Here is a 23,611-nt window from a genome sequence, read left to right on the forward strand (position 1 = left end):
CGAGCTATGCGAAGGGTAGCTGGGCCCGTGATGAGACGGATGAAGCAACCAGCGAGCCAGACCTTCAATGACCGACGCCTCCCTTCCGAGTTCCGAATATTCACACTTTGCGGCGCGTGCGCTGGCGGCGCGTCCCGAACTCGGGGCGCGAATTGCCGCGCTGGCCGCGGCACCGGTTACGCGTGAACGGATCGAAGCGCGCTTTGACGAGTTGTGCGCAAGCTCGGCCGGTACACCCGGCGCAGCGTTGAGCGAGGACCTGCTCAAGCGCGCGCTGCGCCGGTTGCGCACCGAGGTGTTCTGCGCGGTGATGGAGCGTGACCTGGCAGGGCATGCGGACGTCGCCGAAGTCACGGGCGCCATGACGGATCTGGCCGAGGCAACCGTCCAGCGTGCGATGGCGGTGCTGTCCACCGAACTCGAAGCGCTGTACGGCGAGCCGCGCGGTCCGCAGGGCGAGCGCCTCACCCTCGGCGTGGTGGGCATGGGCAAGCTGGGCGGTCGCGAGTTGAACGTGTCGTCGGACATTGATCTGATCTTCATCTACGAGGACGACGGCGAGACCGCCGGCGGCCAGCGCTCACCCATCGCGACGCAGGACTTTTTTACGCGGCTCGGCAAACGGCTGATCGCCGCGCTGGCCGAAGTGACCGCGGATGGCTATGTGTTTCGCGTCGACATGCGGCTGCGGCCGAATGGCGATTCCGGGCCGCTCGTGTGCAGCCTCGGCATGCTCGAGGAATACTTCTACGTGCAGGGCCGCGAGTGGGAACGCTACGCGTGGATCAAGGGGCGGCTCGTCTCGGAAGGCGAGAGCGATGCCGGACGCCGGCTCTCGAAGCAGCTCGACGCAATCGTCACACCGTTCATCTATCGCCGCTATCTGGACTTCGGGGTGATCAGCGCGATCCGTGCGCTGCATCTGCAGATTCGCCAGGAGGCGCAGCGCCGCGCGTCGATGCGGCCGGACAAGGCCGACGACATCAAGCTGGGTCGCGGCGGCATCCGTGAGATCGAATTCAGCGCCCAGGTGTTTCAGTTGATTCGCGGCGGCCAGGACGCGGGCTTTCGGGTGCGGCCGACGCTCGCCGTGTTGCGTCACGCGGCCGCCCACGGCCTGATTGCCCCAGCGGTGTGCGCGGAGCTCTCGCAGGCTTATCGGTTCTTGCGTGAACTCGAGCACCGCTTGCAGTATCGCAACGACGCGCAAACCCACGCCATGCCGGTCGATCCGCAAGAGCGCGCGGCCCTGGCTCGCGCCATGCACTTCGACGATTACGCGGCGCTGATGGCGCAGCTCGACGCGCACCGCGAACGGGTCGAGCTGCAGTTCGACCAGATCTTCGCCGACAAGGTAAGCGGCCGCGACGGCTGCGGTGCGCCGGAAGACGGTGCGGCGGCGTGGGTGTGGAGCAGCGCGCTGGTCGACGACAGTGCCGACGACGCGCTGCAGGCGCGCCTCGTCGAGCTGGGCATTCCGGAGCCCGCCGAGTTGCTCACGCGACTGCGCGGCGTATGGCAATCGTCGCGTTATGCGGGGCTCGCCGAGCGCAGCCGCCAGCGCTTCGACATCGTCGCGCAACGGGCGCTCGAAGCCGCGCGCACGCTGGAGCCGCCCGGCCGGCGCGGCGATACCATTGCGCGCCTGTTCGACCTGCTCGAAGCGGTGAGCCGGCGCGGCGCATATCTGGCGCTGCTGACGGAATATCCGCAGGCGCTGCATCGCGTGCTGTCGGTGCTGGGCGCGTCGCATTGGGCGGCGGGCTATCTGATTCGCCATCCCCAATTGCTCGACGAACTGCTGGATGACGAGGCCATCGCCAGTCCGTTCGACTGGCCCGAATTCAAGCGCACGTTGCGCTTGCGCCTTGCCGCTTCGGACGGCGTCGAGCAGCAGATGGATCTGTTGCGCCACGCGCATCAGGCAGAAGTGTTTCGCATTCTGCTGATCGATCTGGCGGGCCAGCTGAGCGTCGAGCATGTGAGCGACCGCCTTTCCGAGCTGGCCGACGCGGTGCTCGACGTGACACTCGAAGCCGTCTGGAACCAGCTGGCCCGGCGTCACCGCGAGGTGCCACGCTTTGCGGTGATCGCCTACGGAAAACTGGGCGGCAAGGAACTGGGCTATGCGTCCGACCTGGATCTGATCTTCCTGTACGACGACCCGGACGAGAACGCGGCGGAGATCTACGCCATGTTCACGCGCCGCCTGATCACCTGTCTGACCATGGCAACCGGCGCGGGCACGCTGTTCGACGTGGACCTGCGCTTGCGGCCTAACGGCGAATCAGGGCTGCTCGTGACGGATCTGGATGCGTTCCGGCGTTACCAGTTGCGCGAGGGCGATGCGGCCAATACCGCATGGGTGTGGGAGCATCAGGCGTTGACGCGTGCCCGCTACTGCGCGGGCGATGCCGAGATCGGCGCGAAGTTCGAAGCGATTCGTGTGCAGGTGCTGACGACGCCGCGCGAGGCCGGGCCGCTTGCCGGGGAGATCGTCGAGATGCGTGAGCGGGTCGCAAGCGGACACCCGAACCGGACCCCGCTGTTCGACCTGAAGCACGATCGCGGCGGGATGGTGGATATCGAATTCACCGTTCAGTATTGGGTACTGCTGCACGCCGCGCGCGACCCGGAACTGATCCGCAATACCGGCAATATTGCGCTGCTGCGCGAGGTCTCGCGCTTCGGGCTGATGAGCGAAGAAGAGGCGGAGACGGTGGGTGCCGCCTACCGGTCGTATCGCAAGCTGCAGCACAAGCTGCGCCTGGATGGGATGGAGAAGGCGCGGGTCGACCCGGCGGTGGTCGAAGCCGAGCGCGCTGTGGTGCTGGCGTTGTGGAAACGGGTGTTTGGGTAAAGGCGAACTGAAGGCGAACTGAGGGCGAACGAAGGACGCACCAAGGGCGCACCAAGGGCTGATTGAGGGCCGAGCGAAGCCCTCAACCCGCGCGACTCACGCCGCCAACATTTCCTTCGCGTGCTTGCGCGTGGTGGCCGTGATCTCGAGGCCTCCCAGCATGCGTGCGACTTCTTCGACGCGGCTTGCCTTGTCGAGCGAGGTGACGCTGCTGACCGTTCCACCTTTCTTGCTGGATGCCTTCGCCACCTGGAAATGATGGTCGCCGCGCGCGGCGACCTGCGGCAAGTGCGTGACGCACAGCACCTGGCGCGCACGGCCGAGCTGGTGCAACAAGCGCCCGACCACTTCGGCGACGCCGCCGCCAATGCCGGTATCCACTTCGTCGAAGATGAGCGTGGGCGTGGGGCTGGCCGCGCTGGCAATCACGGCCAGCGCCAGGCTGATCCGGGCCAGTTCGCCGCCCGATGCGACTTTCGCCAGCGGCCGCAGCGGCACACCCGCATGACCCGCCACCCGAAATTCGATCTGCTCCAATCCGTGCGCGCCGCCGTCCGGCAGCGCGACCAGCGCGACTTCGAAGCTGCCGCCTTTCATCGACAATTCCTGCATGCCCGTGGTCACTGCGGCGCCCAGCGCCCTGGCGGCTTTTGCACGTGCCTTCGACAGTTGCCTGGCCACGCTCAGATAGGCTTCCTTCGCTTTGGCTTCTTCGGCATGCAGACTGTCGAGGTCCGCGGCGGCGTCCAATGCGGCCAGTTGCGCGCGGCGCGCGGCGTGTTCTTCGGGGAGCGTTTCGGGCTGCAGGCGGAACTTGCGCGCAGCGGAATGCAACGCGTCGACGCGTCGCTCAATCTGCGCGAGCCGGTCGGGGTCGAGCTCCAGACGTTGTGCGTAATGGCTGAGCGAGTAGGCGGCTTCCTGCAACTGGATTTCGGCCGGTTCGAGCGCGGCAAGCGCGTCGTTCAGCGCGGGATCGATCTCCGCCAGATCGCGCAGCTTCGAGATGATCGACGCGAGATGCGTGATCATGGCTTCGTCCGATTCGGACAGCGCGGCAAGCGCGCCCTGGACACCGTCAATCAGATTGGCCGAGTGCGAGAGCCGGTTGTGTTCCGCGTTGACTTCTTCCCATTCGCCGGGCTGCGGGCTGAGCTTGTCGAGTTCGGCAAGCTGCCATGCGAGACGTTCGCGTTCGAGTTGCAATTCGCGGTCGCGCGACCTGGCCAGCTCGATCGCTTGTGCCTTGTCGCGCCAGTTGCGCCACGCGCGGCTGACGGCGCTTGCCGTGTCGGTCAGGCCCGAGTGCGTGTCGAACAGTTCGCGTTGGGCGTCCGGGCGCATCAGCAACTGATGCGCGTGCTGCCCGTGGATATCCACCAGCATTTCGCCGACTTCGCGCAGTTGCGCGAGCGTCGCCGCGGTACCGTTGATGAACGCCCGCGAGCGGCCGTTTGCATCCACCACGCGCCGCAGCATCACCGTGTTGCCGTGCGGATCCGCGCCGTCTGCGTGGTCCGCGCTGTTGGCCGTGCCGAGCGCCTGCTGCTCGAGCCATTGCTCGACGAGCGTGTGAGTGTCGAACTCGGCGGTGATGTCGGCGCGCGTCTCGCCGGTGCGCACGACGCTGGCATCGGCGCGAGCGCCGAGCGCCAACGCCAGCGCATCGATCAGGATCGATTTGCCGGCGCCTGTTTCACCTGAAAAAACCGTAAAGCCGCTTTCGAATTCAAGGTCGAGCGCGGCGACGATGACGAAGTCGCGTATCGAGAGGTGGCGAAGCATGGAGGTTGTCTGGTGGCGTGGGTTACCGGCTGCGGCGAGTGGCTCGGGATCCGTTCAGGGCTTGGTGTCTTCTTCGTGCGACGGGTATTCGTTCCAGTGCAGTTTTTTGCGCAGGGTCGCGTAGTAGCTGTAGCCGACCGGGTGCAGCAGCGGCACGGTATGGCGCGAGCGGCGCACTTCGATGGTGTCGTTGCGTTCGAGCGCGGTGAACGACTGCATGTCGAAATTGACGTTCACATCGCGCCCCGCGACGATCTGGATGCTCACCTTCGAGTCGTCCGGCAGCACGATAGGGCGGTTCGACAGTGCGTGCGGCGCGATCGGCACCAGCACGATGCCTTGCAGTTGCGGATGCAGGATCGGCCCCGCCGACGACAGCGAATAAGCCGTCGAGCCGGTCGGCGTGGCGACGATCAGGCCATCCGAGCGCTGGTTGTACATGAAGCGGCCGTCAACCGACACGTGCAGCTCCGCCATGCCCGAGAAGCCGCTGCGGTTCACCACCACGTCGTTGAACGCGAGCGCGTGATAGATCGGATTGCCGTCGCGCATGATGCGCGCTTCGAGCAGCGTGCGTTCCTCGCGCTCGAAGTGGCCGCCGAGCATCTGCGGCACGAGTTGCTGCATGTCGGAGATCGGGATATCGGTAATGAAGCCGACGCGGCCGTGGTTGATGCCGATCAGCGGCGTACGGTACGGCGCGAGCTGGCGGCCGATGCCGAGCATCGTGCCGTCGCCGCCGAGCACGACGGCGACATCGGCGCGCGCACCGATCTCCGCCGGGCGCAGGGCCGGATAGTCGGTCACACCGATCTCGGCGGCGGTTTCCGCTTCGAACACCACCTCGAAGCCACGTTTCGCGATGCAGGCGGCGAGCGCGGTCAGCGGCTCGCCGATGCCTGGCGTATTGTTGCGCCCGACGAGCGCGACGGTCCTGAACTGGCTGGTAACTTGCATGCCGGCATTACACCATAGGTGGGGACTGAAAAGAACCGTCCGGGGCCACCGGGGCCTCAGGCGACGCTGACGGCTGCTGGCGGCGACCCGGCCGCGGGGGCATCTCAAACGAGGTGCCCCATCATGCACCTGCCGCCGGCTTGCGTGCCGATGCAATCCGCGGTCCTCCGACCTGTCATGGATTATCGTTAGAATGGTGAAGACCTGATGACAGGCGCACGGTTGGTGCCGCGATGGAGCGGTGGGGGCGCGTCTGCATGAGGCACGGCGCCGTTGGCCGGGTAACCCGGCGCCCAGCGTGGGATTGGTTAGCGCTCGCCGTAGACGCGTCATTAAGCTAAAATTTTCCGTCATGCTAGATCCTCGCGCACAAACCCTCCTCAAAACGCTGATCGAGCGCTACATTGCCGAAGGTCAGCCGGTCGGCTCGCGCACGTTGTCCCGCTATTCCGGGCTGGAACTAAGCCCGGCAACCATCCGCAATGTGATGTCCGACCTCGAGGAGCTGGGGCTCGTGATCAGCCCGCACACCTCGGCCGGTCGCATTCCCACGCCGCGCGGCTACCGGCTGTTCGTCGACACCATGCTGACGGTCGAGTCCGCGGCGGACGAAGAAGCGGTCATGCGCACCGTCAAGACCACGCTGCAGGCGGGCGAGCCGCAGAAGATCGTCGCGGCTGCGGCGAGTGTGCTGTCCAACCTGTCCCAGTTCGCGGGCGTCGTGCTGACGCCGCGGCGCAGCCACGTGTTCAAGCAGATCGAGTTCATGCGGCTGTCCGACAAGCGCATTCTGCTGATCATCGTCACGCCTGAGGGCGATGTGCAGAACCGCATCATGGCCACACAGCGCGATTTTTCGCCGTCGCAGCTGGTGGAAGCGTCCAATTACATCAATGCGCATTTTGCCGGCCTGTCGTTCGACGAGGTGCGCCGGCGCCTGCGCGAGGAAATCGACGAACTGCGCGGTGACATGACCACGCTGATGCACGCCGCCGTCACGGCCAGCACCGATGAAGCCGACGCCGGCGAAACCGTGCTGATTTCGGGCGAGCGCAATCTGCTCGAAGTGGCCGACCTGTCGTCGGACATGGCGCGCCTGCGCAAGCTGTTCGATGTGTTCGACCAAAAGACCAGTCTCCTTCAGTTGCTCGACGTGTCGAGTCACGCGCAAGGCGTGCAGATTTTCATTGGCGGCGAGTCGAATCTCGTGCCGATCGAAGAAATGAGCGTGGTGACCGCGCCGTACGAGGTGAACGGCAAGATCGTCGGCACGCTCGGCGTGATCGGGCCGACCCGGATGGCCTACAACCGCGTGATTCCGATCGTAGACATCACCGCGCGCCTGCTTTCGCTCACGCTCAGCCAGCAATAGGTGCCCGTTCCTGTGCGTGCCTGGGTGATCCGGTAGGTGCCCACCGCCGCATGCCCGGTGCCATGACTCAATGATGCCTGGCGCGCCGTGCCTTGCCAATTGGCCGAATGGCCAGGTATGCGCAAATGACCGCGCCGCTATAATGAATCCCACTGAATCAATGCCTGCTTCGCGCGGCCAAGCCTGTTACCTATGCGTTTTGATCTCGAGCGGCCTTCGCAGCCCGCCACATCCCATCGTGTCGCGGTGCTGCTGATCAATCTGGGCACGCCGGACGCTCCGACGCCGCGCGCAGTGCGGCGCTATCTCGCGCAGTTCCTGTCGGATCCGCGGGTGGTCGAGATTCCCGCGGCAATCTGGCAAGTCATCCTGCGCCTGCTGATCCTGCCGTTTCGCGGTCGCTCGTCTGCGAAGAAATACGCGGCGGTCTGGACGCCGGAGGGTTCGCCGCTACGCGTCTTCACGGAGAAGCAGGTGGAAGGGTTGCGACACCTGCTGCAGTTGAACGACTACACGGTGATCGTCGACTACGCCATGCGTTATGGCATGCCCGGGATTCCCGCCATGCTGAATCAGCTCAAGCTGGCCGGGGCCGAACGCGTGCTGCTGGTGCCGATGTATCCGCAATACTCCGCGTCGACCACCGCCACGGCCTTCGACGACGCCTTTGCGGCGCTCAAACGCATGCGCAGTCAGCCGGAAATCCGCACCATCCGGCAGTACGCGGACCATCCTGCGTACATTGCGGCGTTGGCCGCGCAAGTGCATCACTACTGGCACGCGCATGGCCGTCCGGATTTCGCCGCCGGCGACAAACTGGTGTTGAGTTTTCATGGCGTGCCCAAACGTACGCTGGACCTGGGTGATCCGTACCACGAGCAGTGCCAGCAAACCGCTGCATTGCTGATGCAGGCGCTTGGACTGACTTCGGTGGAGTGCCGCGTCACGTTTCAGTCGCGCTTCGGCAAAGCCGAGTGGCTGCAGCCTTATACCGCGCCGACACTCAGGGAACTGGGCGCGGCGGGTGTACGGCGCGCCGACGTGTTCTGCCCGGGCTTTACCGCCGATTGCCTTGAAACGATTGAGGAAATCGGCATGGAAGTGCGCGACGAATTTATTCATGGTGGTGGCAAGGAATTTCACCGCATTCCTTGCCTGAATGCCTCGCAGGCCTGGATTGCGGCGCTGGGCGAAATCGTTGCGCAGCATCTGCAGGGCTGGCCGGTTCAGGCGGCATCCTTGCCGGGCGCGGTGGCGGCCTGAGTGTGATTTGATGAACTACAAGATTTCGACGGAACCGGGCGCGCGACTGCGCATCGACAAATGGCTATGGGCGGCGCGCTTCTTCAAGACGCGCTCGCTTGCGGCGGACGCTGTGGACAAGGGCCATGTGCGCATCGGCGGTACGGCGGTCAAGCCAGCCAAGGACGTGCGGGTGGGCGATCTGGTCGAAATCGAGATTGAGCGCATCGTTTGGCAGGTCGAGGTGCTGGGTCTGTGCGACGTACGCGGACCAGCCAGCGTGGCTCAGACGCTTTATGCAGAAACGGGCGAAAGCAGGGTAAAGCGGCAGGCGGAGCAGGAACGGCGCAAGACTTATCGCGAGCCGGCTGCCGCATTGCACGGGCGGCCGACCAAGCGCGACCGGCGCATTATCGACAAATTTTCAGGTGGGGATTGAACAGCTGTTCCATGGTGGCGTGCACGCCGCCATATTCGGTCGTGCTGTCGGTGACGGCCCCGGACATGCAGATGGTGGTGGTTCCCGCGATGAGCACCAACGCGACAACGGATATTGCGAAGGTCAGTTTCACGGTACTCCCCCGAAAGATGCAGGATGACCTGCACGATTGAGCTAGACGACGTGGTTTTTCGCTGGATTAGGGTAAACATGTCTTTTCCAGCGTTTGGATGAAGTTTAGGTCAGCCGCGAATCCTCCTCAATCTCATTCTGATGAAGTAGGAGTAATGGTTGTAACCGGGAATTTCTACCGCAGGTTCACGGCGCTAAAAGTTCCCGTAGACGGCTTGAAATGGTCATTTCAGGCCGCATCTGTGTTTCTGATAAGCGGTGGTTGTGTGGTGTTTGCGCAACGCACAAATGCGCCTGCGCAGGCATCGCGTGGCCATCCCTTGGCTTTTAATTTTTAACGACTTTCAGCGACATGGAAAACACGCAAGAGAACCCGACGAGCCAGAATCCCACGCCCGCCGACGAAGTCGCGCGCCAGGCCGCCGAGGCCGCCGCGGCCCAGCCGGAAGCCAACCCGGCCGACACTGCGCCAGCGGGCGCGGAAGCCGTCCTGGCTGAGGCGCAGGCCAAAATCGCCGAGCTGCAGGAGAGCTTCCTGCGGGCAAAGGCGGAAACGGAAAACGTGCGTCGCCGCGCCCAGGAAGACGTGGCCAAGGCACACAAGTTCGCTATCGAGAGCTTCGCCGAGCATCTGCTGCCGGTGGTGGACAGTCTCGAGGCGGCAGTCGCCCACTCGACCGACGACCTGCAGAAGGTCCGTGAAGGTGTCGAGTTGACGCTGCGCCAGCTGAGCGGCGCGCTCGAAAAGGGCCGGGTGGTGGCAATCAACCCGCCGGCTGGCGAGAAGTTCGACCCGCACCGCCACCAGGCCATTTCCATGGTGCCGGCTGACCAGGAACCGAACACGATCGTCTCGGTGCTGCAAAAGGGTTTCGTGATCGCCGACCGCGTGCTGCGTCCGGCGCTCGTGACCGTCGCGCAGGCGAAGTAAGCGCGTCTTCGGCGGAGCGCGGCTATCATGGCCAACCTCCCCGTCGGCGCAGTTCGCGTGCTCGGGCTCAAATGGTTTCACGGCAGAGGGTTTCACTGCACAGTCTGCGAGCACCGTGAGCTGGGCCTCCGTTTCATGTTGCAGGCGTGCCACGTGGTCGTTTTTCCATCGCGGCAGGCGCCTCGACCGGGCAACCAACTGGCATCACCTTGGCCAGTGTCGGGCACTCGTGGCAGCGCCACGGCAGGAAGATCGTAGCGACGGCGCCGTCAATGCAAACGCAGCAGGCGATTGAAAAAAATTAAAGACCGCATCGAGGACAAGGTCTTGAAAACGATGCGGACGCACTTATGTTGAGTGCAGGTATGAATTGAGGGCGGGGTGCCTTGCCGCCAGATGGGTACAAGGCATTCCCCACAGCGATCAAAGTCAGGAGATTAGTAAAAATGGGCAAAATCATCGGCATCGACCTGGGCACGACCAACTCGTGCGTGGCGATCATGGAAGGCAATTCGGTCAAGGTGATCGAGAACTCGGAAGGCGCGCGTACCACGCCGTCCATCATCGCTTACATGGAAGACGGGGAAATCCTCGTCGGCGCGCCTGCCAAGCGTCAGTCGGTCACGAACCCGAAGAACACGCTGTACGCAGTCAAGCGCCTGATCGGCCGCCGCTTCGAAGAAAAAGAAGTGCAGAAGGACATCGGCCTGATGCCGTACAAGATCGTGAAGGCCGACAACGGCGACGCATGGGTCGAAGTGCGCGATCAGAAGCTGGCTCCGCCGCAAATTTCGGCTGAAGTCCTGCGCAAGATGAAGAAAACGGCTGAAGACTATCTCGGCGAGCCGGTCACCGAAGCGGTGATCACGGTTCCCGCGTACTTCAACGACAGCCAGCGTCAGGCCACCAAAGACGCAGGCCGCATCGCCGGTCTGGAAGTCAAGCGGATCATCAACGAACCGACCGCCGCGGCGCTCGCGTTCGGCCTCGACAAGGCAGAAAAGGGCGACCGCAAGATCGCGGTGTATGACCTGGGCGGCGGTACGTTCGACGTGTCGATCATCGAAATCGCCGACGTTGACGGCGAAATGCAGTTCGAAGTGCTCTCGACGAACGGCGATACGTTCCTCGGCGGCGAAGACTTCGACCAGCGCATCATCGACTACATCATTGCCGAGTTCAAAAAGGAGCAAGGCGTCGATCTGTCGAAAGACGTGCTCGCGCTGCAACGTCTGAAGGAATCGGCTGAAAAGGCGAAGATTGAACTGTCGTCGAGCCAGCAGACCGAAATCAACCTGCCGTACATCACGGCTGACGCGTCGGGTCCGAAGCATTTGAACCTGAAGATCACGCGTGCCAAGCTCGAAGCGCTGGTCGAAGAACTGATCGAACGCACCATCGAACCGTGCCGCATGGCCATCAAGGACGCGGGCGTGAAGGTCGGCGAAATCGACGACGTGATTCTGGTCGGCGGTATGACGCGTATGCCGAAGGTGCAGGACAAGGTGAAGGAATTCTTCGGCAAGGAACCGCGCCGTGACGTGAACCCGGACGAAGCCGTGGCCGTGGGCGCCGCGATTCAAGGTCAGGTTCTGTCGGGCGACCGCAAGGACGTTTTGCTGCTCGACGTGACCCCGCTGTCGCTGGGCATTGAAACGCTCGGCGGCGTCATGACGAAGATGATCAACAAGAACACGACGATCCCGACCAAGCATGCGCAGGTCTACTCGACCGCGGATGACAACCAGGGTGCCGTGACGATCAAGGTGTTCCAGGGCGAACGCGAAATGGCAGCGGGCAACAAGCTGCTGGGCGAGTTCAACCTCGAAGGCATTCCGCCGGCACCGCGCGGCGTGCCGCAGATCGAAGTGAGCTTCGACATCGACGCGAACGGTATTCTGCACGTCGGCGCCAAGGACAAGGCGACCGGCAAGGAAAACCGCATCACGATCAAGGCGAACTCGGGTCTGTCGGAAGCCGAGATCGAAAAGATGGTGAAGGACGCGGAAGCGAACGCCGAGGAAGATCACAAGCTGCGCGAGCTGGCTGACGCCCGCAATCAGGGCGACGCGCTGGTCCACAGCACGAAGAAGGCCCTCACCGAGTACGGCGACAAGCTGGACGCGGCCGAGAAGGAAAAGATCGAAGCAGCGCTGAAGGACCTCGAAGACACGCTGAAGAGCAGCGCGAGCGACAAGGCGGCAATCGAAGCCAAGATCGAAGTGGTCGCAACGGCCTCGCAGAAGCTCGGTGAAAAGATGTACGCCGACATGCAGGCTGCGCAAGGTGCAGCGGGCGCGGCGGCAGGTGCTGCGGGCGCAGCGGGCGGTGCATCGGCCGGTGGCGCGAGCCAGCCGGAAGACGACGTCGTCGACGCCGAGTTCAAGGAAGTGAAGAAGGACTAAAGCCGGGTCGCAATTTGACCGTAAAGCCGCACACCGCAAGGTGTGCGGCCCGGCCTGCAAAACGGTTGCCTCCCCTTGGGGAGGGCGAACCTGCAAAGCGGTTATCGCGCCTGGTGAGCCTTTTTGGCTCTCCGGGCACATTTGTTTTATGGAGGGCGTTGCTCTGGCCGTGTCAGTGACGGGTGAGCAGCGGCCGGACGAGTCGCGAGACTCCAGCATTCAAGAGGAGCCGCCGTGCCTTGCTGCGCGGATGGCGTTGAACCGATATGGCGAAACGGGATTACTACGAGGTTCTGGGCGTCGCAAAGAACTCGAGCGACGACGAAATCAAGAAGGCTTATCGCAAACTTGCGATGAAGTATCACCCCGACCGCAATCCGGGCAACAAGGATGCGGAAGAGCATTTCAAAGAGGTGAAGGAAGCCTATGAAATGCTGTCGGACTCGCAGAAGCGCGCGGCGTACGATCAGTACGGCCACGCGGGTGTCGATCCGAACATGGGCGGCGCTGGCGCGCAGGGCTTCGGCGGGTTTGCCGACGCATTCGGCGATATTTTTGGGGACATCTTCGGCCAGGCGGCGGGCGGTGCTGCACGCGGGGGCCGGCCCGGTCCGCAGGTGTATCGTGGCGCAGATTTGCGCTACAGCATGGAAATCACGCTGGAACAGGCCGCGCATGGCTACGACACGCAAATTCGCGTGCCGAGCTGGGTGTCCTGTGAAATCTGTCACGGCTCGGGCGCGAAGCCCGGTACCAAGCCGGAGACTTGCCCGACCTGTAACGGCTCGGGTTCGGTGCGCATGTCGCAGGGCTTTTTCAGCATCCAGCAGACCTGCCCGAAATGTCATGGCACGGGAAGCCATATCCCTGATCCCTGCGGGCATTGCCACGGTGCGGGCAAGGTAAAGGAAACCAAGACGCTGGAAGTGAAGATTCCGGCCGGTATCGACGACGGCATGCGCATTCGCTCAGCCGGTAACGGCGAGCCGGGCATCAACGGCGGCCCGTCGGGCGACCTGTACGTCGAGATTCATATCAAGCAGCACTCGGTGTTCGAACGCGACGGTGACGATCTGCATTGCCAGATGCCGATTCCGTTCACGACGGCGGCGCTGGGTGGCGAAATCGAGGTGCCCACGCTCAGTGGCCGCGGCAACTTCACGGTGCCCGAAGGCACCCAGTCGGGCAAGACGTTCCGGTTGCGCGGCAAGGGCATCAAGGGGCTGCGCTCGAGCATTGCGGGCGATCTGTACGTCCACGTGCAGGTGGAAACGCCGGTGAAGCTCACCGAACCGCAGCGCGAGCTTCTGCAGCAGTTCGAAAAATCACTCGTGGAAGGCGGCTCGCGGCATAGCCCGCAAAGCAAGAGCTGGTTCGACCGGGTGAAGAGCTTCTTCGATTAACGGCGGGTTGACGTTGGCGGTAGGCATCATGGCTGATGATCGTGGCGCCGTGTTCGCGTTGCTCGACGACTGCGGCGCGACGGCGGCGCGGCAGTCGAGCCGTCTGTACACGGGCTTCGTGCACGAACGGGTTTGCGCGGACGCCGCGCAGCTCGAAGCCGTGTGCGAGGCGGTTGCTGCCGACACGCGCGCCGGCTTGCATGCAGTCATGCTGGCCGACTATGAATTCGGCCGTCAGCTGGTCCTGAAGGACGTCACGCCGTCCCGGCTGTCTGAGCCGTCTCAAGAAACGCAGTGCGGTCATGCCGCGCTGCGTTTTTTATTGTTTGAACGCTGCGCAAAGCTGGCCCGGGACGAAGTCGACGCGTGGCTCGTGCAATGTGACGGCGGCGCTGAACATCCGTCCGTGGCCGGTACGGCGGCCGTGCGCGCCAGCGTCGATCCGCAGCAATTCGAAGCGGCGATCAGCGCGGTTCAGGACGCGCTGCGGGACGGCGAGTCGTATCAGGTCAATTACACGTATCGGCTGGGCTTCGACGTGTTCGGCACCCCGGTCGGGCTATACCGGCGACTCCGGGCGCGCCAGCCGGTCAACTACGGCGCATTGATTGCGCTGCCGGGTGACCGCTGGGTGCTGTCGTGCTCGCCGGAGTTGTTCGTCGAGAAAGCGGGGACGACCTTGCGTGCCCGTCCCATGAAAGGCACGGCGCCGCGCTCGCCGGACGACGCGCAAGCGGACCAGCGCACGGCCGAATTCCTCAGGCACGATCCGAAGAACCGTGCTGAAAACGTGATGATCGTCGATCTGCTGCGCAACGATCTGTCGCGCATTGCGGAAACAGGATCGGTCAATGTGCCGGCGCTGTTTTCGGTCGAACCGTATGCGTCAGTCTGGCAGATGACATCCACGATCGAAGCGAAGCTGCGTGCCCGTACGTCGTTCGCCGGCGTGCTGCGCGCGCTGTTTCCGTGCGGCTCGATCACCGGTGCGCCGAAGCATCGAACGATGCAACTGATCGACGTCCTGGAAAGCACGCCGCGCGGTCTCTATACAGGCGCGATCGGTTGGCTCGATGCGGCTGCTGAAACACCCGCCTCGGATGATCTCTGCGGCGACTTTTGCCTATCCGTCACGATTCGCACGCTGACCCTGGAACCCGCAACGCATCGCGGGGGCGTGCGGCGCGGCACGATGGGAGTCGGCGCGGGCATCGTGCTCGACAGCGTCGCCGCTGACGAGTACGAGGAGTGCAAACTGAAGGCCCGTTTCCTTACCGACGCCGACCCGGGCTTCGAGCTATTCGAAACGATGTACGCGACGCGCGAGGATGGCGTCCGTCATCTGAACCGCCACCTGGCGCGTCTTGCTGCGAGCGCCGCGTGGCTGGGTTTCAGGTTCGACGAAGCTGAAGCACGCGCACGGCTCGACGCGAAGTGCGGCGAGCTTACCGAGCAGTCGCCGCATCGCGTAAGGCTGGCGCTCGCCAAGAACGGCGCGCTGCAGATCGTCGCCGCGGCAATCGCGCCTTTGCCGGGGGCGGAAGTCGGCGTACTGCTGGGCCCGGATCGTGGCTTCGCCGCAACCGAAGCGAGCGACGCGCTGCTGCATCACAAGACCACGCGCCGCGCCGAGTACGACCGCGGCTGGCGCGAAGCTGAAGCCGCTGGAGGCTTCGATACGCTGTTCTTCAACGAGCGGGGCGAGTTGACGGAAGGCGGGCGCTCGAACGTATTCGTGAAGCTGGCCGGCCGCTGGTGGACGCCGCCGTTGTCGTCGGGTGTGTTGCCCGGCGTCATGCGTAGCGTGCTATTGGAAGATGCTGATCTCGGTGCCGCGGAACGCGTGCTGACGCGGGGCGATGTATTAAACGCCGAGGCGCTGATGGTGTGCAACGCACTACGCGGCGCCGTGCCGGCACGCCTTGTTCACTGAAGCTGAACCGAGCGGGCCGCGTGCCCGGTGCGCCGGTCTCATGCTACGCGCCGCAGGTGCGTCATCCATTGGGTCAGACGCGCCTTCAGACGGAACTGCCAGCCCGCTTCCCTGATCACAGGCGAGGCAGCGGCGTGATCGCGAATCTTCGCGACGTTGATCAAGCAAAACGGGCTCATGTTCATCTCTCTTCGGGACGCGGCGGTGCCGCGTCAAAATCCGGGTAGCCGAAGAAGATAGACGAGCGGGTTTTCAGCAGAAATCAGACGGGTCCCAAAGCGGTCCCCGCTGATTCAGAACGAATGTTCCTGACCCGGAAACGAGCCATCCTTCACCGCGCGTACATAAGCTTCAACGGCGGCGAGGATGCTTGTCTGTCCCTGCATGAAATCCTTCACGAAGCGCGGCCGCTTGCCGGGGAAAATGCCGAGCATGTCGTGCAGCACCAGCACCTGTCCCGAGCAATCCACACCCGCGCCGATGCCGATAGTCGGAATCCGCAATTGCTTCGTGACTTCGGTGGCCACCTGTGAGGGCACGCCTTCCATCAGCACCACTTGCGCGCCAGCATCCTGCATGGCAAGGGCGTCGCGCACCAGCTGGCTAGCGCCGGCTTCGGTTTTGCCTTGCACCTTGAAGCCGCCGAACGCATGCACCGATTGCGGCGTGAGTCCAATGTGCGGACACACCGGAACGGCCCGCTCGATCAGAAAGCGCACCGTGTCGGCGAGCCATTCGCCGCCCTCGAGCTTCACCATCTGCGCGCCCGCCCGCATCAGCTCGACCGAGCTGGCAAAAGCCTGCTCGGGTGTGCCATACGTGCCGAACGGCAGATCTGCCATCACCAGAGCCGAGGTGCGCGCACGCGCGACGCAGGCGGTGTGATAGACGATATCGGTGAGCGTGACCGGCAGCGTGGTCGTCTGGCCCTGCAGCACGTTACCGAGCGAGTCGCCGATCAGCAGCACGTCGACGCCCGCGCGGTCCAGAAGCGCGGCAAAGCTTGCGTCGTAACACGTGAGCATGGCGATTTTTTCGCCGGCATCGCGCATCGCCTGCAGTTTCGGGACCGTGATGGCGGTCCGGCTCGTTTCCTGCAAATAGCTCATGGGGTAATCCGTTGGAAAAAGAGGGGCGTTGTCGCTCCGGCTTACGCCTAGAGCGAGGTGCCTTTGACAAAGAATTCCTTGCGCCCGCGCATCGTTTCGATGCGTTCGACGAGCAATGCAAGGTCCGCGTCCGAGTCGAGCGGGTTCAGATGTTCGGCGTTGACCGTCAGCACGGGCGTGCGGTCGTAGTGATAGAAGAACTCGTTATACGCGTCGCACAGCGCATGCAGATAGGCAGCTGAGATCTGCAATTCCATCGGCACCGCGCGCTTCTGGATGCGCGCGAACAGCACCTCCGGGCTCGCCTGCAGATAGACGACGAACTCGGGCGCCGGCGCGCCGGCTGGACTGCCCACGGTCTGCGGCGCGTCGATGCATGCCGCGAGCGCGCGGTACAACTGCCACTCGTCTTCAGGGAGCGTGAGGCGCGCGAAGATGTCGTTCTTCTGCGTCATGAAATCGGCAATCAGCGGCGTACCCGCGGCATAGGCCACCGTCACGTCTCGTGCCTGCTGCGCGCGCTGCAACGCGAAATGCAGCTGCGCGGGCAGTGCATAGCGCGAGGTGTCGCGATAGAAGCGTTCGAGAAACGGGTTGTCCTGCGGACGCTCGAACAACGGGTGCATCGACCAGCGTTCGGCGAGGCGCCGCGCCAGCGAAGTCTTGCCGACGCCAATCGGTCCTTCGATCGCAAGATAGCGAAACGGCGCGCGCAATTGCGGCGCCGTGACCGTTAGCGGAGGCGAGTTCATGAGCAGCGACCCTTGCCGGCTTGCACGGTTTCAGCGCCGTTGCCGCTCAGTGCATTAAGGACGGGACACTGACAGGCCGACTTCATCTTTTCGATGCGCTGATCGGCGACGGCGGCAAGAAACGCATCCGCGCGGCCATGTTGCGGAATGACCAGCGCGGGGTCGATTTCGACCAGCGGCACGAGCACGAAAGCGCGTTCGGTCAGGCGCGGATGCGGCACGATCAGATCCGGCTCGCCGATCACGTGCTCGCCGTACAGCAGAATGTCGAGATCGAGCGTGCGCGGTGCGTTGCGAAACGGCCGCTCGCGGCCGAAGTGCAACTCGATCTTGTGACAGAGCGCGAGCAGATGCCGCACCGGCAACGTCGTTTCGAGCTTCACGACGCAGTTGAAGTAGTCGTCACCGCCCGCATCAATGGGAGCAGTGCGATAGAGGCTCGACTTGGCGAGCACCGTGATGGTGTGCTGCTGTGCGAGGCACACCACCGCGTCTTTCAGGGTCTGGCGCGCGTCCCCGAGATTCGCGCCGAGGCCGAGATAAGCAACCGTCATGGCATAACTTCCTGCGACTATCGTTCGACGGCCGACAACCTGGCCGCGTCAGTCTTCGTGTGAGCCGCCCTGGCTCACGTCGTTCGCTGCGCGGTCGACTGTCGTGCCGCCCTCCATTCCGTCGCCCGGCTTGCGGTTTCTGGCGCCACTGCTGCGCCGCCGTCGTTTCTTGGGGCTTCGGTCCTTCCCGCCTTGCGTGAGCAATGTCTCACGCGCGGCGATGTCTCCTTCGATGAACTCCGTCCACCACTGACCGACCGACTCATCGAGTTCGCCCGATTCGCAGCGCAACAGGAGGAAATCATACCCCGCTCTAAATCTTTGGTGTTCCAGTAGCTTCAGCGCACTTCTGCCCGAGCGTTTTTCGAGGCGCAACTGCAAGCCCCATATCTCGCGCATATCCGACGAGAAACGCTTGTGGATGGCGAGCTTCTCGGTCTGCATGTCGAGCACGTCGTCCATCGCGCGGTGCAGTGCGGGCACCGGATATTCGCCCTGCGCTTCGAATGCCTGCCAGCGCTGCTGCACGTCGTGCCACAGCAGGGTGGCGAACAGGAAACCCGGCGAGACCGGCTTGCCGGCGCGCACGCGGTTGTCCGTGTTGGTCAGCGCGAGCGTGATGAATTTCTCGCCGGTGGGCTGTTCCAGCACCACGTCGAGCAGCGGCAACAGGCCGTGATGCAGGCCTTCCTTACGCAGACGCGTCAGGCAGGCAAGTGCATGGCCCGACAGCATCAGCTTGAGCATTTCGTCGAACAAACGCGCGGCCGGCACGTTGTTGATCAGGTCGGCCATTTCCTGGATCGGCGCGCGCGTGGCGTCTTCGATCTCGAAGTCGAGCTTGGCGGCGAACCGCACCACGCGCAGCATGCGCACCGGGTCTTCGCGATAACGCGTGGCCGGGTCGCCGATCATCCGCAACAGACGGGCGCGCATGTCGGCCATGCCGTTGTGGTAATCCAGCACGGTTTGGGTGGCCGGATCGTAGTACATCGCATTGATGGTGAAGTCGCGGCGGGTGGCGTCTTCGTGCTGCTCGCCCCAGACGTTGTCGCGCAGCACACGCCCGCTTGCGTCGACGGCATGCGTGCGGCGGTCCAGTTCGTCGCGCTTCAGACGGCGCGGCGGTGCGGCATCTGCGGCGGGCGGATCGACCAGCGCGCGGAACGTAGAGGTTTCGATGATTTCCTGGCCGAACTGCACATGCACGATCTGAAAGCGCCGGCCAATGATCCGCGCCCGGCGGAACAGCTTTTGCACCTGTTCGGGGGTCGCGTCGGTGGCGACGTCGAAGTCTTTCGGCGCAATGCCGAGCAGCAGGTCGCGTACCGCGCCGCCGACGATGAACGCGCGATATCCGGCTTGCTGCAAACCTTCAGTGACGCGAATGGCGTTGCGCGAGATCAGCGACGGGTTGATGCCGTGCACGTCAGCCGGAATGATGACCGGCATGTCCGCAACGGTCACGTCCGCGACCGGCGTATCCAGGTTGGCGCCGCCTTTGGCGGGTTCACGGGCCGGCTTGCGGCGTGCCCTGGTGGCAGTCGTGCCGCCGGCCGTGCTGACAGCACGCCCGGTCCCGGCCGGCGCGTTGGCGGCTTCGTCTGCTTCGGAGGGCGTGGCGTCGTCGGCGGGCGCCGAATCCTGGCCGAACAGTTTGCGGATGAGTTTTTTGATCACGTGGGTTGAAAGAGTTCTAGGATGCGCCAGCCTTTGGCTTGCGCATGAGCGCGCAATGTTTCGTCGGGATTGGTCGCGATCGGGTCGGTGACCTTTTCGAGCAGCGGGATGTCGTTGTGCGAATCGCTATAGAAGTAGCTGCGCTCGAAATCCGACCATGTCTTGCCGAGCGAAGCGAGCCACGCCTCGGTACGGACGATCTTGCCTTCCTTGTAGCTAGGGGTGCCGGTGGGACGGCCGGTGTAGTCCGAGTGCGGATGGCCGTCGACGGTCTCCGCTTCGCAGGCGATCAGCGTGTCGACACCGAATGCCTGGGCAATCGGACGAGTGATGAATTCGTTGGTGGCCGTGACGACGCAGCACAGGTCACCGGCTTCGCGGTGCTGCTTCACCAGTTCGAGCGCAACCGGGAAGATGGCCGGCTTGATGACTTCGTGCATGTACAACTGATGGTACCCGGCCAGTTGCGCGCGCGAGTACTTCGCGAGCGGCGTCAGCATGGCGATGAGATAGGCATGAATATCCAGCTTGCCGGCCTTGTAGTCGGCAAAGAAGCGATCGTTTTCACGCGCGAAGTTTTCGGCATCGACCATGCCGTGTTTCACCATGAAGCGGCCCCATTCGTGGTCGCTGTCGGTGGGGATGAGCGTGTGATCGAGGTCGAAGAGTGCGAGGTTAGCCATGGGGGCCCATTTTACTTGAAGCGGGTGAAACGGTTGCCGTTCTCAACTCTTCGGTGCCGGCGGGCGATGCCAGCATGGTGCGCAATAGCGGTAGCGTGACTGCGCGCTTCTGTTCGAGCGAGAAGCGGTCGAGCGCGTCGAGCAGCGCCATCAGGCTTGGCATGTCGCGCCGGAAATGGGTGAGCAGGTAGGCCGGCACATCGTCGGCGAGCGCGATGCCGCGCTCTTTCGCGGCGTGCTTGAGCACGGCCGCCTTGCTTTCGTCGGGCAACGGCGCGAGATGGAACACGAGCCCCCAGCCGAGGCGCGTGCGCAGATCCTCGCGGACCTCGAGGGCGATGGGCGCGGCATTGCCCGCTGCGACCAGCGCGCAGGTGGGATGGGCGCGCACTTCGTTGAAAAGGTTGAATAAGGCGATCTGCTGCGCGCCGGACAGGTGGTCGCAATCGTCCACCGCATAGAGCGCGATGCGCGGATCGAAAGCAAACGCGGCCAGACCGCTCTGCGGGCTGGCAAAGCGGGCATGTCCGGGCTGGGCCTCGTGGACGAGGGCCTGCAGCAGATGGGTGCGGCCGCTGCCCGATTCGCCCCACACATAGAAGGTGCGGTCGGCCACCGGTCCGGCGGCGAGCGCGCTGTCCAGCTCGCGCAGACGCGTGACCAGCTCGGCGTTGGTGCCGGCGAAGAAGTTGTCGAATGTCGATGGCGGCGGGGTGCCGAGATCGAGCGTCAGTTGACGAAGCACAGTAGTAGCAGCCGGAAATGGGCGCCGGCGAGGGAAATTGCCCGGCGCCCGTGAGCCAGTATGGGTCAGTTCTTGTAAAGCGTGCTCGACAGGTAGCTTTGGCGCAATTCGCGCACGGCTACCGAGAGGATCGCACTGACGGGCAGCGCGAGCAGCACGCCGAAAAAGCCGAACAGCTGGCCGAACGCGAGCAACGCGAAAATGACTGCGAGCGGATGCATGCCGATCCGTTCGCCGACGAGCCGCGGCGTCAGGAAAAAGCTCTCGAGAATCTGTCCGAAGCCGTAAATGATGGCGACCGCGCCGAAACCGTACCAGCTGCCGAATTGCAGCAGCGCGGCGAGCAGGGCCAGTGCGAGACCGGTGGCAAAGCCGATGTACGGAATGAATACCGCGACGCCGGTGAAAATGCCGACCGGCAACGCAATCTCGAAACCGGCGATGGTCAGCGCGACCGCGTAGAAGACGGCGAGCACCGCCATCACCAGCAACTGGCCGCGCAGGTATTGCGACAGCATCCGGTCCATGTCGTGGGCGAGCTGCAGGGTCTTGTCGAGCCAGCGGCGCGGCACGAACCCTTCGACGCGTTCGAGCATGCGGTTCCAGTCGTACAGCAGGTAGAACAATACGAGCGGCACCATGACGAGGTTGCCGATCAAGGTGATCATCACGTTGCTGCTGGTACGGATGGAGGTCCACGCGTACAGCGCCACGGTTTGCGCGCTGCCTTCGAGCTGGCCCATCGCGAGGTCGCGGATGCTGGCGAAATCGAGTGAATCGGCGAGGCCCAGCATGGCCAGCTTGGGCTGCAGCCATGCGCTGACGTGCGCGATCAGCACAGGCACCTGCTGCCTGAGCTGCGGGCCTTCTTTCTGGATCACCGCCAGAACCAGCAGGATCATGATGGTCAGCATCAGCGTGAACAGCAGCATCATGATCAGCGCGGCGAGTGCACGCGGCACGCGGCGGCGCACCATCCACGCGACGCCCGGTTGCAGGATGTAGGCGAGGATCGTGCCGAGCAGGAAGGGCGTGAGCACGGGTCTCAGCAGCCACAGCAGGATGCCGACGCCTAGCGCAACGGCGATCCAGATGAAAGCCTGGCGCTGATAGGGAGTGAGAAACGAGGGGTTCTGCTGCAAAATGGGTTTTCCAGGTGGTCGGCGCGGGTGAAAGTCCAGCCAACCGGCCGGCATCGGGTAAAATCGCATTTTACCGACCTTCTCGCCCTTCCCCATGAATCAACCGAAATCCGCCCCTGACGCCCAAGGTTTGTCGTATCGCGATGCCGGCGTGGACATCGACGCGGGCGACGCCCTCGTCGACGCGATCAAGCCCTTTGCCAAAAAGACGTTGCGTGACGGCGTGCTGGGCGGCATCGGCGGGTTTGGCGCGCTCTTCGAGGTACCGAAGAAATATCGCGAACCGGTGCTCGTGTCCGGAACGGATGGCGTGGGCACCAAGCTGAAGCTGGCGTTTCATCTGAACAAGCACGACACGGTCGGCCAGGATCTGGTGGCCATGAGCGTCAACGACATTCTGGTGCAAGGTGCCGAGCCGCTGTTCTTCCTCGACTACTTTGCGTGCGGCAAGCTGGACGTCGGCACGGCGTCGACGGTAGTGAAGGGCATCGCGCAGGGTTGCGAGCTGGCCGGCTGTGCGCTGATCGGCGGCGAAACTGCTGAAATGCCGGGCATGTACCCGGACGGCGAATACGATCTGGCCGGTTTCGCGGTCGGCGCGGTCGAAAAGAGCAAGATTATCGACGGCAGCACGATCACTCCGGGTGATGTTGTGCTGGGCCTCGCGTCGAGCGGAATTCATTCGAACGGGTTTTCGCTGGTGCGCAAGATTATCGAGCGTGCACAGCCGGATCTGAATGCGGATTTTGATGGTCGGTCACTGGCGGACGCCTTGATGGCGCCGACGCATATTTACGTGAAGCCGTTGTTGTCGTTGATGGAGCAGCTGCCCGTCAAGGGGATGGCGCATATCACCGGCGGCGGCCTGGTTGAGAATATTCCGCGGGTGTTGCGTGACGGCTTGACTGCTGAGCTGGATCATCGGGCCTGGCCGCTGCCGCCGCTGTTCTCGTGGTTGCAGAAGCACGGCGGGGTGGCCGATGCCGAGATGCATCGGGTGTTCAATTGCGGGATTGGGATGGCGGTGGTTGTTTCGGCTGCTGATGCTGATAAGGCGATCGGGCTGTTGGCTGCCGCCGGTGAGCAGGTCTGGAAGATCGGCGTGGTGCGGGAGTCTGCTGAGGGTGAGGCGCAGACTGTGGTGGTTTGAGGTTTGGGTTTTTGCTCCCGCAGGGGGGGTGTTTGCCATACGGCGTTGGGGTTTGCTTGCTGTCTTTAGTGGGCTGTTAGCTTCGCTGTTTGACTGTTTGCCTACGGCGTTGGCCTCTGCTTGTGTTCTTAGTGGTCTATTGGCTTCGCCCCTGTGTCTGTTTGCCTACGGCGTTGGCCTTTCCTTGTTGTCTTAGTGGTCTATTAGCTTCGCCCCGCACAGGGGCGAAGGGCGGTTTCAAAGGTGAAGCGCAACACGGAGCTTAGTGAACGGAAGTATCAGGTCGAGACGCAAGTTCAAGCATGCTGGCGAAGACTTCGAAGGGCGAGTGGAATGC

At 63.6% G+C, this 23,611-nt stretch carries 20 protein-coding genes; 10 read left to right on the forward strand and 10 right to left on the reverse strand.

The window, feature by feature from the left end; translation table 11 throughout:
• Nucleotides 1-67 precede the first annotated feature (67 nt).
• Nucleotides 68-2,860, forward strand: a complete 2,793-nt coding sequence (glnE, locus tag VGH41_RS03885) for a bifunctional [glutamate--ammonia ligase]-adenylyl-L-tyrosine phosphorylase/[glutamate--ammonia-ligase] adenylyltransferase (RefSeq protein WP_331596022.1) — start codon at nt 68-70, stop codon at nt 2,858-2,860.
• A 96-nt stretch (nt 2,861-2,956) separates the two neighbouring features.
• Here the strand turns inward: glnE and recN are convergent, their stop codons facing one another.
• Together recN and VGH41_RS03895 are read right to left on the reverse strand one after the other, a co-directional pair.
• A complete protein-coding gene (recN, locus tag VGH41_RS03890) occupies nt 2,957-4,645 on the reverse strand; it encodes a DNA repair protein RecN (protein WP_331596023.1) in 1,689 nt (562 codons plus the stop codon).
• A 54-nt stretch (nt 4,646-4,699) separates the two neighbouring features.
• Entirely contained in the window at nt 4,700-5,602 is a 903-nt protein-coding gene (locus VGH41_RS03895; protein WP_331596024.1) for an NAD kinase, read from the reverse strand.
• 352 nt (nt 5,603-5,954) lie between these two features.
• On the opposite strand from VGH41_RS03895, the gene hrcA reads away from it, so the two are divergent.
• The 8 genes from hrcA (at nt 5,955) to pabB (ending at nt 15,459) form a co-directional block, all read left to right on the forward strand.
• Entirely contained in the window at nt 5,955-6,974 is a 1,020-nt protein-coding gene (gene hrcA, locus VGH41_RS03900) for a heat-inducible transcriptional repressor HrcA (RefSeq protein ID WP_331596025.1), read from the forward strand.
• Between the two features lie 192 nt (nt 6,975-7,166).
• Nucleotides 7,167-8,237: a ferrochelatase gene (gene hemH, locus VGH41_RS03905; RefSeq protein WP_331596026.1), complete on the forward strand. Its 1,071-nt coding sequence runs from the start codon at nt 7,167-7,169 to the stop codon at nt 8,235-8,237.
• A gap of 10 nt (nt 8,238-8,247) precedes the next feature.
• Entirely contained in the window at nt 8,248-8,655 is a 408-nt protein-coding gene (locus tag VGH41_RS03910) for an RNA-binding S4 domain-containing protein (RefSeq protein ID WP_331596027.1), read from the forward strand.
• On the forward strand, nt 8,652-8,828 hold the full coding sequence (locus tag VGH41_RS03915; protein WP_331596041.1) for a hypothetical protein: 177 nt from the start codon (nt 8,652-8,654) through the stop codon (nt 8,826-8,828). The genes VGH41_RS03910 and VGH41_RS03915 overlap by 4 nt, the downstream gene beginning before the upstream one ends.
• 311 nt (nt 8,829-9,139) lie before the next feature.
• Nucleotides 9,140-9,718, forward strand: coding sequence for a nucleotide exchange factor GrpE (grpE, locus tag VGH41_RS03920; RefSeq protein WP_331596028.1), 579 nt, complete (start codon nt 9,140-9,142; stop codon nt 9,716-9,718).
• Nucleotides 9,719-10,164: 446 nt separating this feature from the next.
• Nucleotides 10,165-12,123 carry a molecular chaperone DnaK gene (gene dnaK / locus VGH41_RS03930; RefSeq protein WP_331596029.1) on the forward strand — a complete coding sequence of 653 codons (1,959 nt, stop codon included), beginning with the start codon at nt 10,165-10,167 and terminating at the stop codon, nt 12,121-12,123.
• Between the two features lie 266 nt (nt 12,124-12,389).
• Nucleotides 12,390-13,526, forward strand: coding sequence for a molecular chaperone DnaJ (dnaJ, locus tag VGH41_RS03935; RefSeq protein WP_331596030.1), 1,137 nt, complete (start codon nt 12,390-12,392; stop codon nt 13,524-13,526).
• A gap of 25 nt (nt 13,527-13,551) precedes the next feature.
• Nucleotides 13,552-15,459 (forward strand): aminodeoxychorismate synthase component I, encoded by a 1,908-nt coding sequence (gene pabB, locus VGH41_RS03940; protein ID WP_331596040.1) that lies wholly within the window; start codon nt 13,552-13,554, stop codon nt 15,457-15,459.
• Nucleotides 15,460-15,497: 38 nt separating this feature from the next.
• Here the strand turns inward: pabB and VGH41_RS03945 are convergent, their stop codons facing one another.
• From VGH41_RS03945 to VGH41_RS03980, 8 genes are all read right to left on the reverse strand, one after another.
• Nucleotides 15,498-15,638, reverse strand: coding sequence for a hypothetical protein (locus VGH41_RS03945; protein ID WP_331596031.1), 141 nt, complete (start codon nt 15,636-15,638; stop codon nt 15,498-15,500).
• A 114-nt stretch (nt 15,639-15,752) separates the two neighbouring features.
• On the reverse strand, nt 15,753-16,568 hold the full coding sequence (gene panB, locus VGH41_RS03950) for a 3-methyl-2-oxobutanoate hydroxymethyltransferase (RefSeq protein ID WP_331596032.1): 816 nt from the start codon (nt 16,566-16,568) through the stop codon (nt 15,753-15,755).
• 47 nt (nt 16,569-16,615) lie between these two features.
• A complete protein-coding gene (locus VGH41_RS03955) occupies nt 16,616-17,320 on the reverse strand; it encodes a deoxynucleoside kinase (protein ID WP_331596033.1) in 705 nt (234 codons plus the stop codon).
• Nucleotides 17,317-17,874, reverse strand: a complete 558-nt coding sequence (gene folK, locus VGH41_RS03960; RefSeq protein WP_331596034.1) for a 2-amino-4-hydroxy-6-hydroxymethyldihydropteridine diphosphokinase — start codon at nt 17,872-17,874, stop codon at nt 17,317-17,319. Before folK ends, VGH41_RS03955 begins: the two co-directional genes overlap by 4 nt.
• A 48-nt stretch (nt 17,875-17,922) precedes the next feature.
• Nucleotides 17,923-19,554 carry a polynucleotide adenylyltransferase PcnB gene (gene pcnB / locus VGH41_RS03965; protein WP_331596035.1) on the reverse strand — a complete coding sequence of 544 codons (1,632 nt, stop codon included), beginning with the start codon at nt 19,552-19,554 and terminating at the stop codon, nt 17,923-17,925.
• Nucleotides 19,551-20,237 (reverse strand): HAD family hydrolase, encoded by a 687-nt coding sequence (locus VGH41_RS03970; protein WP_331596036.1) that lies wholly within the window; start codon nt 20,235-20,237, stop codon nt 19,551-19,553. The genes pcnB and VGH41_RS03970 overlap by 4 nt, the downstream gene beginning before the upstream one ends.
• On the reverse strand, nt 20,230-20,982 hold the full coding sequence (gene hda, locus VGH41_RS03975) for a DnaA regulatory inactivator Hda (protein WP_331596037.1): 753 nt from the start codon (nt 20,980-20,982) through the stop codon (nt 20,230-20,232). The genes VGH41_RS03970 and hda overlap by 8 nt, the downstream gene beginning before the upstream one ends.
• Nucleotides 20,983-21,047: 65 nt before the next feature.
• Nucleotides 21,048-22,124, reverse strand: coding sequence for an AI-2E family transporter (locus VGH41_RS03980; protein ID WP_331596038.1), 1,077 nt, complete (start codon nt 22,122-22,124; stop codon nt 21,048-21,050).
• A gap of 94 nt (nt 22,125-22,218) precedes the next feature.
• Between VGH41_RS03980 and purM the strand changes: the two genes are divergently transcribed.
• The gene (gene purM, locus VGH41_RS03985) at nt 22,219-23,274 is read left to right on the forward strand and encodes a phosphoribosylformylglycinamidine cyclo-ligase (RefSeq protein ID WP_331596039.1); all 1,056 of its coding nucleotides are present in this window, start codon (nt 22,219-22,221) and stop codon (nt 23,272-23,274) included.
• Nucleotides 23,275-23,611 lie beyond the last annotated feature (337 nt).

The organism is Paraburkholderia sp. (assembly GCF_036488795.1).
Taxonomy (GTDB): domain Bacteria; phylum Pseudomonadota; class Gammaproteobacteria; order Burkholderiales; family Burkholderiaceae; genus Paraburkholderia.

What these genes read in the sequence shown, in the direction of transcription:
- glnE (WP_331596022.1), top strand. Translation starts at nt 68, where the DNA reads ATGACCGACGCCTCCCTTCCGAGTTCCGAATATTCACACTTTGCGGCG.
- recN (WP_331596023.1), bottom strand. Translation starts at nt 4,645, where the DNA reads ATGCTTCGCCACCTCTCGATACGCGACTTCGTCATCGTCGCCGCGCTC.
- VGH41_RS03895 (WP_331596024.1), bottom strand. Translation starts at nt 5,602, where the DNA reads ATGCAAGTTACCAGCCAGTTCAGGACCGTCGCGCTCGTCGGGCGCAAC.
- hrcA (WP_331596025.1), top strand. Translation starts at nt 5,955, where the DNA reads ATGCTAGATCCTCGCGCACAAACCCTCCTCAAAACGCTGATCGAGCGC.
- hemH (WP_331596026.1), top strand. Translation starts at nt 7,167, where the DNA reads ATGCGTTTTGATCTCGAGCGGCCTTCGCAGCCCGCCACATCCCATCGT.
- VGH41_RS03910 (WP_331596027.1), top strand. Translation starts at nt 8,248, where the DNA reads ATGAACTACAAGATTTCGACGGAACCGGGCGCGCGACTGCGCATCGAC.
- grpE (WP_331596028.1), top strand. Translation starts at nt 9,140, where the DNA reads ATGGAAAACACGCAAGAGAACCCGACGAGCCAGAATCCCACGCCCGCC.
- dnaK (WP_331596029.1), top strand. Translation starts at nt 10,165, where the DNA reads ATGGGCAAAATCATCGGCATCGACCTGGGCACGACCAACTCGTGCGTG.
- dnaJ (WP_331596030.1), top strand. Translation starts at nt 12,390, where the DNA reads ATGGCGAAACGGGATTACTACGAGGTTCTGGGCGTCGCAAAGAACTCG.
- VGH41_RS03945 (WP_331596031.1), bottom strand. Translation starts at nt 15,638, where the DNA reads ATGAGCCCGTTTTGCTTGATCAACGTCGCGAAGATTCGCGATCACGCC.
- panB (WP_331596032.1), bottom strand. Translation starts at nt 16,568, where the DNA reads ATGAGCTATTTGCAGGAAACGAGCCGGACCGCCATCACGGTCCCGAAA.
- VGH41_RS03955 (WP_331596033.1), bottom strand. Translation starts at nt 17,320, where the DNA reads ATGAACTCGCCTCCGCTAACGGTCACGGCGCCGCAATTGCGCGCGCCG.
- folK (WP_331596034.1), bottom strand. Translation starts at nt 17,874, where the DNA reads ATGACGGTTGCTTATCTCGGCCTCGGCGCGAATCTCGGGGACGCGCGC.
- VGH41_RS03970 (WP_331596036.1), bottom strand. Translation starts at nt 20,237, where the DNA reads ATGGCTAACCTCGCACTCTTCGACCTCGATCACACGCTCATCCCCACC.
- purM (WP_331596039.1), top strand. Translation starts at nt 22,219, where the DNA reads ATGAATCAACCGAAATCCGCCCCTGACGCCCAAGGTTTGTCGTATCGC.